We start from the raw sequence: 12,730 nt of genomic DNA on the forward strand, positions 1-12,730 counted from the left end.
TGGAATGCGGCCACCACTTCACTGCTCGACGGCGCGCTAGGGGAGGGCAACGTGGCGTATTCCGCCATGTCTGGGAACGGAACGAACGCCGGTGACGATCCGCTCCAGACCGCGGTATGGCGGCTGCGCTCGCGGGCCTGCTGGGCCGACGCCGCGGCCCTGCTGCCGTCGGACACACCGGCCTTCTCCCTGCAGCGGGCGGGGCTGATGGTCGAACGGTGCCTGTACACCGAGCGCGGCTGGGAAGAGGCCGAGGACGCGCTGCGGACGGCGGAGGCGCAGGCGGGCACCGACGAGGAGCGCGGGGCGGCCGCCTGCGAGCGCGGCCAACTCGCCTACGCGGCGACGTTGCACGGGGTGCGGGACCGGGCCGACGAGGCGCGTGCCGCGCTCGGCAGGGCGGCGGCGCTGATCCCGCCGGGGGCGCCGGGCAGGGCGCTGCTCGACTTCCGCCGGGGTCTGCTGGCGGAGAACCTGACCCGCTCCCCGCAGGCGGCCCGCGCCGCCTACCGCCGGGCCCACGCCGCCGCCACGGCCCACGCCGACCCGCTGCTGCTGTCCTTCACCTGGCGTCACCTGGCCGGACTGGCCCTGCGGGACGGTGAGTTGAGCGAGGCACGGCACGGCTTCGCCGAGTCGCTGCGGATCAGGGAGGAGCTGGGCTATCTGGTGGGTACGGCACCGGCGCTGGCGTCCCTCGCCGACGCGGAGTCGGAGCCGGAGGCATCCCGGCTGCGGGAGGAGGCGGGCAGGCTCTTCAGGCTGCTGGGGGGTGTTCCGACCTGGCTGGCGAGGCAGCTGACACCGCCCGCCCCGGGAGCGGCGACCGCCTGAGACCCACCTCAGAGGAAACTGAGAGTTGGCTGTGCCACTCTGGCGCGCGCCTCGATCATCCCCCTCAGGAGCGCTTCGCCATGAGCACTGTCAACGGCCTGCCGGCCCATGTCCTGCTGGTCCACATCGTCGTCGTCCTGGTCCCGCTGACCGCCCTCGCCCTGGTGGCGGCCGCGGTGTGGCCGCGCGCGGCCCGGCGGCTGGGCGTGCTGCTCCCCGCACTCGCCCTGGTCTCCCTGGTCAGCGTGCCGCTGGCGACCAGCGCCGGCGAATGGCTGGAGCGGCATGTGACCGAGGACTCCCTGGTCCGCCGGCACACCGAGCTGGGCGACGGACTGCTGCCGTGGGCGCTGGGCCTGTTCGTCCTGGCCGCGGTCGTGTGGTGGGCGACCCGGCGCGGCGCAGCGGAGGGCAACGGGAACGCACGCCTGTCGGCCCTTCCGGTGCGGATCGCCGTGGGCGTGCTGTCGGTGGCCGTGGCGGCCGGTGCGGTCGTGGACGTCTACCGGATCGGCGACTCGGGCGCGAAGGCCGCGTGGCACGACGCGTACGACAAGACGGCCCAGGGCAACTGAGAACGGCCTTCGCCGGGCGCGGGGGTTTCGCTTACCGGCGCCGGCAGTTCCCCGCGCCCCTTCAGGGGCGCGGGGAACTGCGCGATCGGCCACAACGGACCCGCACCCGGCACACGATCCGCACCCCTACGGCGAAGCCCCGTCGGCCCGCCTCACCCCGCGTCGGCGAAATGCCCCGTCACCAACGCCCGCACCGCATCCAACTCCCCCGCGATCAACGCCTCCAGCAACGCCAAGTGCTCCGCCGCGTCCGACATCAACCCCGCCCGAGTCCCACGCAACGGCAGAGCCCGCCTGTGCAGGTCCTCCGCGATCTGCACCAGCTGCTCGTTGCCCGCGAGGGCCAGCACCGCCCGGTGGAACGCCCTGTCGGCCTCCACATAGGTCGCCCGGCACCCCGTCGCCGCCACCCGCACCGACTCCTCGGCCAGCGGCCGCAACGCGGCCCACCGCTCGGCCGGCACATTGCGCGCGAGCCGCATCATCACCGGCACCTCGATCAGCGCCCGCACCTCGGCCAGCTCGGCCAGTTCCCGCGCACCTCGCTCCACCACCCGGAACCCGCGGTTGGGCACGACCTCGACCGCGCCCTCCAGCGCCAGCTGCTGCATGGCCTCGCGCACGGGCGTCGCCGAGACCCCGAACCGCTCCCCCAGCGCCGGCGCCGAGTACACCTCGCCCGGTGCCAGCTCACCGCTCACCAGTGCCGTACGCAGCGCGTCGAGGATCTGCCCCCGCACGGACGCCCGCTGCACGGCCGGCCGCGGCTGCGGAATCGGCCGCTCACTGTGCGTGTGCTCGCCCCGGGCCGACGGCGCATCGGTGGCGTACCCGGGCCCGGGTCCCCTGACCGCCGCCTCCTCGGACCGCGTCTGCGCGGGCACCCTGGCCGTCTCGGCGGGAGCCGCGTGCGCGTCCTGCTTCACGGGTCCTCCTCCGGGTCGTCGGCACTTGGGTCATTAACGGCGGGTTGTTACTTGTCCGTCAAGCACCTTAGGCGCACAAGGCGATAGTTCAAATTTCCGAACAGATGGGTAAGGTAAGGCTTACTTATCCAGCAGCCGACCCGGCAATCGATCGGTGGTCGCCCATGCCCTCCCCCGTCTCCGCCGCCTACGCCCGCCTCACCGAGGCCTACTCGGGACTGGCGGTCACGGAACTCGGACCCGGCGAGCCGGCACCCCGGGGCGCCGGCTGGATCGGCGCCGGGGAACTCGCGGCGGGCGGCCCCGGCCTGGACGCCTTCCTCGGCTGGGACGAGGACCAGGTGCTGCGGGACTACGGACAGCGGGCGCGTCCGGACGTCGTGGCGAGCTTCGGACTGCACCGGTACGCCTGGCCCGCCTGCCTCCTGATCACCGTCCCGTGGTTCCTGGACCGCCGGGTCCCGCGGCTGCCGGCGACCGGCGTCTCGTACGACCGCACCGCCGGCCGGATGGCCGTACGCATCGCGTCCTTCGCCTGCCTCCCGGACGACCCGGCGGCGGCGCTGCCCGGCGCGGTCGTCGTCGCCGACGAGGAGGCGCTGCGGGCCCAGGTGCGGGCGGCCGTCGCCGAGCACCTGGAACCGGTCCTCGGCGGCTTCGGCCCGCGCATGCGGCGGCGCGGGCGCGCGCTGTGGGGCATGGCCACGGACGAGATCGTCGAGGGGCTCTGGTACGTCGCCCATCTGCTCGGCGACGAGGAGCGCGCCGTACGCGAACTCGAACGGCTCCTGCCGGGCGCCACCGGGCCGTACGTCGGCTCGGCCGCCTTCCGGGTGCTGACCGGCCCCGCCGGGGAGCCGCTGCCCACCCGGGACCGGGCGAGCTGCTGCATGTTCTACACGGTGCGCCCCGAGGACACCTGCGCCACCTGCCCCCGCACCTGCGACAACGACCGGATCGCCAAACTCGCGGCGGCCGCTGCGGCCTGAGGCGTCCTCAGGGCGTCTTCGGGACGCACCCCGGGGACGGAGCACCGCGCGGGATCCACTAGGATCACCGACGGCGAGATCATCCCTGTCGACAGTGAATTCACAACTTCCTCACTTGCCGCAGGAACTTTCCGTGGAACCACCCGTATGGGTAGTCTTACTCGAACTCAACTCCCGCCCCTCAAGCGGCAGTTCGAGCAGAATGCCGCCCTGGGGCATCCCCTTGCACTTCCTTGGCGGCCTCTTGCCCCGAAACCCCCTGAGGGCCCGTGGGATTGGGCCACTATGGCGGGCGTTACGCCCTATCCCAATGCAAGGGACCCCTAGATGAGACTGACCGACATATCGCTGAACTGGTTGCTCCCGGGCGCCGTACTGCTCCTGGGCATTCTGGTCGCGGTGGCGGTGCTGACGCGCTCCAAGCGGTCCGGCGGGGAGCACGCGAAGGACGACTCGTGGGAGCGCAGCGAGGAACGGCGGCGGCGCAAGGAGGCCATCTACGCCACCGCCTCCTACGTGCTCCTGTTCTGCTGTGCGGCGGTGTCCGCCGCACTCTCCTTCCACGGACTGGTCGGCTTCGGCCAGCAGAACCTCAACCTGAGCGGCGGCTGGGAGTACCTCGTGCCGTTCGGCCTGGACGGCGCGGCGATGTTCTGCTCCGTCCTCGCGGTGCGCGAGGCCAGCCACGGTGACGCGGCGCTCGGCTCCCGGATCCTCGTATGGACGTTCGCGGGCGCGTCCGCCTGGTTCAACTGGGTTCACGCGCCCCGCGGCGGCGGCCACGACGGCGCCCCGCAGTTCTTCTCCGGCATGTCGCTCTCGGCCGCCGTCCTCTTCGACCGCGCGCTGAAGCAGACCCGCAAGGCCGCCCTGCGTGAGCAGGGTCTGGTGCCGCGCCCGCTGCCGCAGATCCGTATCGTGCGCTGGCTGCGCGCTCCTCGTGAGACCTACAAGGCCTGGTCGCTGATGCTCCTGGAGGGCGTGCGCAGCCTGGACGAGGCGGTCGACGAGGTGCGTGAGGACAAGCGGCAGAACGAGCAGAACCGTCTGCGCCGCCGCGAGCAGGACCGTCTGGAGCGGGCCCAGCTCAAGGCCATAAGCCGGGGCCACCGGGGCTTCACCGGGCGCATGGGCCGGCAGGAAGAGGTGCACCAGGTAGAGCGCGCGCCCTCCCAGGCCGCTGCGGAGCCTGCCATATCGGCGCCGGAACTGCCCGTACGCTCTCGGCCCTCCCTTCAGCCGGTCCGCAAAGGGGCTGACCCGATCACGGTCGACCTGACCGCGGAGGACGACACAATGGCGCTGCCGCGGCTGGACTCGCTGGAGCGCAAGCTCAAGGACCTTGAGCAGCAGTTCGGTTAAGCACCTGCTGCCGTACGACACCTCGGGACGGGGGCGTGACCTTCAGGGTCACGCCCCCGTCCCGTCGTGTACGGAGCGGCGGCTACGCGGCCTCCGCGTCCAGTTCGAACCAGACCGACTTGCCGACCTCGTGCGCCTGTACGCCCCACGCGTCCGCGAGGGAGTCGACGAGCACCAGGCCCCGGCCGTGTGTGCCGTCGCCGCTGCCCGGTACGCACACGCGCGGCCTGCGGGCCACGAAGTCCCGTACCTCCACGCGTAGTTGGCCCGGAGCGACGACCGCCGTCAGGACGGCCTCGCGGTCGGTGTGGACGAGTGCGTTGGTGACGAGTTCGCTGGTGAGCAGTTCCGCTATCTCGGAGCGGCCCGGTTTCCCCCAGTGCCGCAGCAGTTCCCGCAGTTCCCTGCGCGCCTCGGGCACCGCCCGCAGATCCGACCGCCCCAACCGGCGCCTGAGCTGCGACGGGTGTCCCCGTTCCGTCGTGTCGGTCTCTTCCCCCGCCGTCTTCGCCGAGGAGGCCCCGATGGCCACGGGACCGCCCCCTCGTGCCTGACTTTTCATGACCCCCGCCCGCACGCTGTTGCCGGATCCCCTCCTGATCGAACACGTTCACGGGGATCCATGCCCGCTCGGGCACGGGCCAGTCATGTCACGCCGATGACGCCGGGGTGTTCGGCCATGTCCCGCAGGCGCCCCGGCCCGTACGTCGCCTCCCGGACCGTCCCGTACGCGCCAACGGTGCCGCGCACCAGGCGTGAAACAGCCCCTCACGCACCCCCCGGAGCTGTTTCACGCGGTCCGCGGCACCGCCCAAGCTGGCCGAAACCCGCTCTTCCGGCTACTTGCCCCCGAGGCCCGTGGTGCCGATGTCAATGATCTTGTGGGTGCGGCGGTTCATGTCGACGACCAGCTTCGTGGGGCTGTTGCTGCCCCAGGTGAGGGTGACGACGGCCTCCGTGCGGTTGTCCGCCGTGCCGTTGTCCGTGACCTTCCACTTGAACGGGGTGTTCTGGGCACGCAGCACCCCGTCCGCGTGCTCGCGGTTCTCCCAGGCCGCCAGCTTCTTCAGGCAGGCCGGGGCGATGTAGTACGCGCGCAGTGCGGTGGGCAGTTCGCCGGCCGTGTCCGGGTCGCTCTCCGCGTCGATGTAGGCGCCGTAGAAGTCGGCGATGCGGGTGATGTCGTCGGCCGGGCTGCCGCTGACGGTGCGCGGTGCGCCGGCCGAGGCCTGGGCGGTGGCGCCGAGCCCGAGGGCCACGGCGAGGACGCCGGCGGTGAGGACGGCGCGGGTCTTGCTGCTCATGCCTGTTCCCCGTGTTCGGTGCTGCGGGTCTGTGGTGGTCGGTTCTGCCGGTGCGACACCGGAAGCATCGGAGGCCACCGGCGCCCGCCGCAACGGCCATCGGCCGTTCCGGCGCCCTGGAACCATCCCAGCCCTACTGACGTGCGGGCCTGCTGCGGCAGTTGAAGGACCGTACGGACCGGAGCTACGGCTCCCTGGCCCGCCGCCTCAACATGAACACCTCCACCCTGCACCGCTACTGCGCGGGCGAGGCGGTGCCGCAGGACTTCGCTCCGGTGGAACGCCTGGCCGCGTTCTGCGGGGCGACGCCGGAGGAACGGCTCCAACTCCACGAACGCTGGCTGCGGGCGGTGGCGGCACGTCAGCGGCCACGCACGGCGGCACCGGAACCGGAGCCCGCCCCGCGCCCCTGGTACCGCCGTCGCCGCACCCTGGTCGTCTCGGCCGTGGCCGCCGTCCTCCTGGTGACGCTGGGCAGCCTGTCCGCCCTCTCGGCCGACCGCTCCCCCTCACCTGGACCGCCGACTCCCAGCTCTGGGAACTGGGCTGCGACCACGACTACGTCATCGACAAGCAGCCCGCGCGGGTCCCGCCCCCGCCCGCCCCGCAGGACGCCGGCACCTGGGCGGCCACGCAGCACGCGGTGCACGGCGGCAACCCGATCGTGGAGGTCTCGGTGCAGGGCCGTTCGGCCACGGCCGTGGTCCTGGAGGACCTGCGGGTACGGGTCGTCGGCCGTACGGCGCCCGCGCCCGGCGTCGCCTACTCCATGGCGGACGGCTGCGGCGGCGGACTGACCCCGCGTCACTTCGCCGTCGATCTGGACAAGGACCGTCCGATCGCCCGCCCGGTGGCGGGCGAGGGCCCGGACGGGAAGACCGTCTCGACCATGCGCCTGCCCTACCGGGTCTCGTCCACGGACCCGGAGGTGCTGCGCGTCAGGGCGAGCACGGCCGGCTGCGACTGCCGCTGGTACCTCGAACTCGACTGGTCCTCACAGGGTCGCACCGGCACGGTCCGTGTCGACGACCACGGGCAGCCGTTCCGCACCAGCTCCATCAGGGGCCTGCCGCACTACTGGTACGGCTCCGTGGACGGCGTCCGCCGGTGGGCGCCGACCGGTTGACTCACGGGCGTGGCACGTTGCGCAGGTTGGAGCGGGCCATCTGGACCATCCGGCCCACGCCTCCGTCGAGCACCATCTTGGACGCGGAGAGCGCGAAGCCGGTGACCATCTCGGCCTTGATCTTCGGCGGGATGGACAGCGCGTTGGGGTCGGTGACCACGTCGACCAGGGCCGGGCCCGGGTACTTGAACGCGTTCCGGAGCGCACCGGCCAGCTGCTTGGGCTTCTCGACCCGCACCCCGTAGGCGCCGCAGGCGCGGGCGACGCCGGCGAAGTCGGGGTTGGTGTTGGTGGTGCCGTACGCGGGCAGGCCCGCGACCAGCATCTCCAACTCGACCATGCCGAGCGCGGAGTTGTTGAAGAGGACGACCTTGACCGGCAGGTCGTACTGGACCAGGGTCAGGAAGTCGCCCATCAGCATGGTGAACCCGCCGTCCCCGGACATCGACACGACCTGCCGGTGCCGGTCGGTGAACTGGGCGCCGATCGCCATCGGCAGCGCGTTGGCCATCGAGCCGTGCGAGAAGGAACCGATCACGCGGCGGCGGCCGTTGGGCGAGAGGTAGCGGGCGGCCCAGACGTTGCACATCCCGGTGTCGACCGTGAAGACCGTGTCGTCGTCGGCGAGTTCGTCGAGGACCGAGGCCACGTACTCGGGGTGGATCGGGACGTGCTTCTCGACCTTCCGGGTGTACGCCTTCACCACCCCCTCCAGCGCGTCCGCGTGTTTCCTGAGCATCCGGTCGAGGAACCGCCGGTTCTCCTTGGCCCGGACGCGCGGCACCAGACAGCGCAGCGTCTCGCGCACATCGCCCCACACCGCCAGGTCGAGACGGGAGCGGCGGCCCAGCACCTCCGGCCGGATGTCGACCTGGACGATCTGCACGTCGTCGGGGAGGAAGGCGTTGTACGGGAAGTCGGTGCCGAGCAGGATCAGCAGGTCGCACTCGTGGGTGGCCTCGTACGCGGCGCCGTAGCCGAGCAGCCCGCTCATGCCGACGTCGTACGGGTTGTCGTACTGGATCCACTCCTTGCCCCGCAGGGCGTGACCCACCGGCGACTTGATCTTCTCCGCCAGTTCCATGACCTCCGCGTGGGCGCCCGCCGTGCCGCTGCCGCAGAACAGCGTCACCTTGTCGGCCGCGTCGATCATCGCGACCAGCCGGTCCAGTTCCTCGTCGCCGGGGCGGACGGTGGGCCGTGAGGTGACGATGGCGGCCGAGGCGGTCTGCTCGGGGGCGGGCTGGTCGGCGATGTCACCGGGCAGCGACACCACGCTCACGCCGCTGCGGCCGACCGCGTGCTGGATGGCGGTCTGGAGCAGGCGGGGCATCTGCTGGGGGCTGGAGATCAGTTCGCTGTAGTGACTGCACTCCTGGAAGAGGCGGTCGGGGTGGGTCTCCTGGAAGTAGCCCAGGCCGATCTCGCCGGACGGGATCTGGGAGGCGAGCGCGAGGACCGGGGCCATGGAGCGGTGGGCGTCGTAGAGGCCGTTGATCAGGTGCAGGTTGCCGGGGCCGCAGGAGCCGGCGCAGGCCGCCAGCCTGCCGGTGAGCTGGGCCTCGGCGCCGGCCGCGAAGGCGGCGGTCTCCTCGTGCCGGACGTGGATCCAGTCGATGGCGGAGTTGCGGCGGACGGCGTCGACGACGGGGTTGAGGCTGTCGCCGACGACGCCGTAGAGGCGGCGCACTCCGGCGCGGACGAGGATGTCGACGAATTGTTCGGCGACGTTCTGCTTGGCCATGGCGGACGGGTGCCCCTTCCCTGTGCGTGGATACCTCCCATCCACGCACAGGGACCGCCGTCACGCCTCCCAGACCACCGCCGCCGTACGGTCGTCGGCGTAGCCCTTGACCCGGACCTGGACGTCCGCGAGGAACGCGGCGAGGCCCGGCGGGGTGCGGTCGGACCAGCGCCGGGCCAGGTAGGCGCAGAGGGCGGGCTCGCCGCGCAGCGGGTCGGCGAGGCCGCCGGTGCACATCACGAGGGCATCACCCGGGCGGGCTACCGAGGCCCGGAAGAGGAAGGGTTCGCGGGGCGGCTCGGGGGCCGGTTCGTAGGGGCTCGGCGGGGTCGGGATGCCGAGGTCCATGGTGAGCCGGTCGCCCTCGGGCGTCTCGGACGGCGGTGAGCCGAAGCCCAGCACCGGCTCACCGACGCCCTCGGTGTCGGTACGCGGTTCGATGTCCTGCCACTCGCCGTCCCGGAGCCGGAAGAGTCCGCCCGCGCCCACGCCGAAGAAGACGCGGGTACGGCACTGCGGGTGGGCGGGGAGCAGGAGACAGCGCAGACTGGCCGCGTACTCCTCGGCGGCGACGCCCTGTTCGGCGGCGCTGGCGCGGAGTTTGCCGAGGCTGCGGTCGGTGAGCCGGTGCAGCCCGGACTTGAGGTCGCCGCGGCGGGCGGCCTGGATGTCCTCGGCGAGCCGCTGGTGGCTGCGGCCCACGGCCCGCGCGATCCACTCGCACAACTCGGCCGCGGCCCGGTGCGCGCCGGGGGTGGCCCGGGCGCCGGTGGCCATCGCGACGAGGACCAGGGCCTGGTCGCCGCTCCCGAACCGGGCGGTGAGCAGGGAGTCGCGGCGCGGCTCGCCCCGGTACCGGGCGGAGTCGCCGCGCTGGGAGACGGCCCGCAGCGTGCAGGAGCCGTACCGGGCGCCGTCCAGCACGGTGTCGGCGACCAGGTCGTCGAGTTCGTCGGGGTCGGCCGCGGGCAGGGCGGTGGGCTCGGCGTCGTAGGTGGGCGGGCCGGAGCCGACGTAGTCCACGGAGGAGGCCGAGGCGGCCGCGGCGAGCGCGGCGGCGGGGGCGGAGTGCGGCGGGAGCGCGGGCATGTCGAGCCGGGTCGCGGGGTGGACGTCCCCGGGGCGGGAGTCCGCCGGGACGTCGTCGTCCGCCTCCAGCAGTTCCTGGTCCTCCTCGTCCCACGGCCAGGACTTCGGGTCGGCCGCGGTCTCCTCGCCGGGTGCCTCGGTGGAGGCGGTGGCCGCGCGCTGCGGCGGCACCGTCGGCGGGGGCGGCTGCCGGTCGCCCGGCTCCTCGGCGGCGCCCCGCCGTGCCCCCACCGTGTGCTTCGCCGACGCGAAACGGTCGTCCAGCGAATCGGGTGCGACCGCGGGGCCGGTGTCCTCGGTGGAGTCGTCGTACAACTGCCCCCACCAGTCGTCCTCATGGCGGGTGGGCCTGCCCCCTGGTTGGCTCATGCCCCTAATTGTCCACCGCGCGGGCCGGATGAAAACGGGGCATCCGGAAAATCCCGCACACGAACCCGTCTCGAACGGCGTGTCGAGGGACAGTCCGAACCCCCGTACGGGGAAAGGGAATCGACGACACGCGTGGGCCGAACGGCACGGATGACACGAGTGAGTCACCGGGTGGTCCCACCCCCCACGGGAGAACCACCCGGCGACACCGGAGTGACCCGGTCCGAGATCCCCTGCGCGTGCGCGCGTCCTGGGCCCGGGGCACCGTTCGCACGGCCGGACGCGGTGGCATCGGCCGGAGGCCAGATTGTGGCGGTCCTTCCTGGCGACCAGCTGTGAATCACGGGTCCGGCAGCCATGCATCTCGGGTCCGGATGCCATGCATCGCCGGTCCGGATCCCCTGCGCGCGTATCGACGGGGCCGGGTGGCCCGAGGCCGGGCCGCGCGGCACTCTGGGCAGATGGGAGCAGGGGAACTCCTGCTGGTCGGCCTGGTCCTGGTGCTCGGCCTGTGCGGAGTACTGGTGCCCGGTGTGCCGGGTTCGTGGCTGGTGTGGGCCGCGGTGCTGTGGTGGGCGCTGTACGACCCGCGCCCGACGGCCTGGGCGGTCCTGGTCGGGGCCACCGTGGTGCTGCTGCTGTCGCTGGTGGTGCGCTGGGCGCTGCCGCCGCGCCGGCTGCGGGCGAGCGGCGCCACCCCCCGCATGGCCGTGTACGCCGGAACGGGCGCCCTGCTCGGTTTCGTGCTTCTCCCCGTCATCGGCACGATCCCCGGCTTCATGGCGGGGGTCTATCTCCACGAACGCCTCCGTCTGGGCCGGTCCGCCGAGGCGACGGCCGCGCTGCGCACGACGATGAACGCGGGCGGCTCCAGCGTGCTCGCCGAACTGTTCGCCTGTCTGCTGATCGCGGCGGGCTGGCTGGTGGCGGTGGTCTGGGGCGGCTGACCCGCCCGGCGGCTCAGAGCAGGTCGACGAGCGGGACGGCGGCGGCCAGGGCGCGCATGCCGGTGTCGTTGAAGTGCAGATGGTCGCCGGGGTCGTAGGCGGGCCGGATGCGCTGCGGCTGCTCCGGGTCGCGGACGACGGCGTCGAAGTCGACGTACGAGTCGAAGACGCTCCCGGTCCGGATCAGCGCGTTCACCTCCTGGCGTACGGCCTCCCGGGCCTCGGTGTAACCGCTGTACCCACCGTCCGGCGTGAGCGTCGCGCCGACGACCCGGATGCCGCGCGCGTGGGCGCGGGCGACGATGGTCCGGTAGGCACGCACGAAGTCGAGGGGATCCGTCGCCTCCGGGGTGCCCTTGATGTCGTTGATGCCTTCGAGGACGACCAGGGTCCGGACGTCGGAGCGGTCGAGGCCGTCCGCGTCCAGCCGGTTGAGGGCGCCGGGTCCTCCGGTGCTGTCGGCCAGCAGGCGGTTGCCGGAGATCCCGGCGTTGAGGACGCCGAGCCGGAAGGGGCGCAGGCGTTCGGCGAGCCGGTCGGGCCAGCGGTGGTTGCTGTCGATGGAGGAGCCGTTGCCGTCGGTGAGGGAGTCCCCGAAGGCGACCACACTGCCGAGGGTGACACCCCACACGTCGACACCGCTGACGTAGTACCAGTTGCCGGTGGTCCGGGTGTACGCGGCCCCGTCCTCGTCGGCCGCGTGCCCGGCGCCGGCCGGGGCCAGGTAGCTGGTCTGGAGCGCGACGCGGTGATAGGTGGCCGGCCCGGAGTCGCCCGGGGTCTCCACGGTGACCAGCAGGTCGGCTGCGTCCGGCACCGCGAGCGGCACGGGATCACTGGCCAGGTCCTGTCCGACGGGTACGACGGCGGTGCCGGCGCCGCCGAACGTGGCGACGCGCATCGAGCCGGGCACGGCGTCGGGGCCGGCGCCCCTGCGCAGGGCGACGGTGACCGCGCCGAGCCGCAGGGGTGCGCTGCCGAGCCGGTTGCTGACCCTGATCCGCACCGCGCTGCCCCCGACGCTCAGATGAACGACGTTGCGGAACGCGGCGCCGGGAACGGCGGGGACGGTACCGGAGGGCGCGGCCTCCCAGCTCCCGGTCCAGAGCGAGAACACGTCGCCGGCATCGGCTCGCCCCGTCATACCCACCAGCAACAGCAACGCCACCGCGAGAACCCGCCCGACCTTGCCCATCCACACCCGTCCTTCCGAGGCCCTCTGGAGGGGAAGGTGACATACGGAGAGTGAGCGGGGCGGCAACTTGTCCGGGGGACCACCCGGGTGGCGGAGCGCGAGGTGGGGAGACCGGGGGTGGTAACGGTGGTCGTGTGGCTGCGGGTGGGTGGGGGCTGGTCGCGCAGTTCCCCGCGCCCCTAGAGGGGCGCTGCAGTCGCGTCAGCTTCGCAGCTGCGGGCATGCGTGCCGCCTGGGGCGATGGGGGTCCCCCCGCTCGAGCGAAGCCGA

At 72.8% G+C, this 12,730-nt stretch carries 11 protein-coding genes and 1 pseudogene; 6 read left to right on the top strand and 6 right to left on the bottom strand.

The window, feature by feature from the left end:
* Positions 1-66: 66 nt before the first annotated feature.
* Both AB0D85_RS21155 and AB0D85_RS21160 read left to right on the top strand, forming a co-directional pair.
* Positions 67-834 carry a hypothetical protein gene (locus AB0D85_RS21155; protein ID WP_362322268.1) on the top strand — a complete coding sequence of 256 codons (768 nt, stop codon included), beginning with the start codon at positions 67-69 and terminating at the stop codon, positions 832-834.
* Positions 835-914: 80 nt separating this feature from the next.
* On the top strand, positions 915-1,409 hold the full coding sequence (locus AB0D85_RS21160) for a DUF2231 domain-containing protein (protein WP_362322270.1): 495 nt from the start codon (positions 915-917) through the stop codon (positions 1,407-1,409).
* A gap of 152 nt (positions 1,410-1,561) precedes the next feature.
* Here AB0D85_RS21160 and AB0D85_RS21165 read toward each other — a convergent pair whose 3' ends face one another.
* Positions 1,562-2,335 carry a GntR family transcriptional regulator gene (locus AB0D85_RS21165; protein ID WP_362322272.1) on the bottom strand — a complete coding sequence of 258 codons (774 nt, stop codon included), beginning with the start codon at positions 2,333-2,335 and terminating at the stop codon, positions 1,562-1,564.
* Positions 2,336-2,499: 164 nt separating this feature from the next.
* Here AB0D85_RS21165 and AB0D85_RS21170 point away from each other — a divergent pair, with 164 nt between their 5' ends.
* Together AB0D85_RS21170 and AB0D85_RS21175 are read left to right on the top strand one after the other, a co-directional pair.
* Positions 2,500-3,324, top strand: coding sequence for a (2Fe-2S)-binding protein (locus tag AB0D85_RS21170; protein WP_362322274.1), 825 nt, complete (start codon positions 2,500-2,502; stop codon positions 3,322-3,324).
* A gap of 327 nt (positions 3,325-3,651) precedes the next feature.
* A complete protein-coding gene (locus AB0D85_RS21175; protein WP_362322276.1) occupies positions 3,652-4,686 on the top strand; it encodes a DUF2637 domain-containing protein in 1,035 nt (344 codons plus the stop codon).
* Between the two features lie 82 nt (positions 4,687-4,768).
* Here AB0D85_RS21175 and AB0D85_RS21180 read toward each other — a convergent pair whose 3' ends face one another.
* Positions 4,769-5,218 carry an ATP-binding protein gene (locus tag AB0D85_RS21180; RefSeq protein WP_362322278.1) on the bottom strand — a complete coding sequence of 150 codons (450 nt, stop codon included), beginning with the start codon at positions 5,216-5,218 and terminating at the stop codon, positions 4,769-4,771.
* A gap of 307 nt (positions 5,219-5,525) precedes the next feature.
* Entirely contained in the window at positions 5,526-5,990 is a 465-nt protein-coding gene (locus AB0D85_RS21185; protein WP_362322280.1) for a hypothetical protein, read from the bottom strand.
* Between the two features lie 149 nt (positions 5,991-6,139).
* On the opposite strand from AB0D85_RS21185, the pseudogene AB0D85_RS21190 reads away from it, so the two are divergent.
* A pseudogene (locus tag AB0D85_RS21190) lies at positions 6,140-7,116 on the top strand (helix-turn-helix transcriptional regulator).
* A gap of 1 nt (position 7,117) precedes the next feature.
* Here the strand turns inward: AB0D85_RS21190 and AB0D85_RS21195 are convergent.
* Positions 7,118-8,860, bottom strand: coding sequence for a pyruvate dehydrogenase (locus AB0D85_RS21195; RefSeq protein ID WP_362322282.1), 1,743 nt, complete (start codon positions 8,858-8,860; stop codon positions 7,118-7,120).
* A gap of 60 nt (positions 8,861-8,920) precedes the next feature.
* Positions 8,921-10,318: a protein phosphatase 2C domain-containing protein gene (locus tag AB0D85_RS21200; RefSeq protein ID WP_362322284.1), complete on the bottom strand. Its 1,398-nt coding sequence runs from the start codon at positions 10,316-10,318 to the stop codon at positions 8,921-8,923.
* Positions 10,319-10,779: 461 nt separating this feature from the next.
* On the opposite strand from AB0D85_RS21200, the gene AB0D85_RS21205 reads away from it, so the two are divergent.
* On the top strand, positions 10,780-11,265 hold the full coding sequence (locus tag AB0D85_RS21205; protein ID WP_362322286.1) for a DUF456 domain-containing protein: 486 nt from the start codon (positions 10,780-10,782) through the stop codon (positions 11,263-11,265).
* Between the two features lie 13 nt (positions 11,266-11,278).
* Here AB0D85_RS21205 and AB0D85_RS21210 read toward each other — a convergent pair whose 3' ends face one another.
* Positions 11,279-12,460 carry an SGNH/GDSL hydrolase family protein gene (locus AB0D85_RS21210; protein ID WP_362322288.1) on the bottom strand — a complete coding sequence of 394 codons (1,182 nt, stop codon included), beginning with the start codon at positions 12,458-12,460 and terminating at the stop codon, positions 11,279-11,281.
* Between the last annotated feature and the right edge of the window lie 270 nt (positions 12,461-12,730).

Source organism: Streptomyces sp. NPDC048277, assembly GCF_040652235.1.
In the GTDB taxonomy this organism is placed as follows: Bacteria; Actinomycetota; Actinomycetes; order Streptomycetales; family Streptomycetaceae; genus Streptomyces.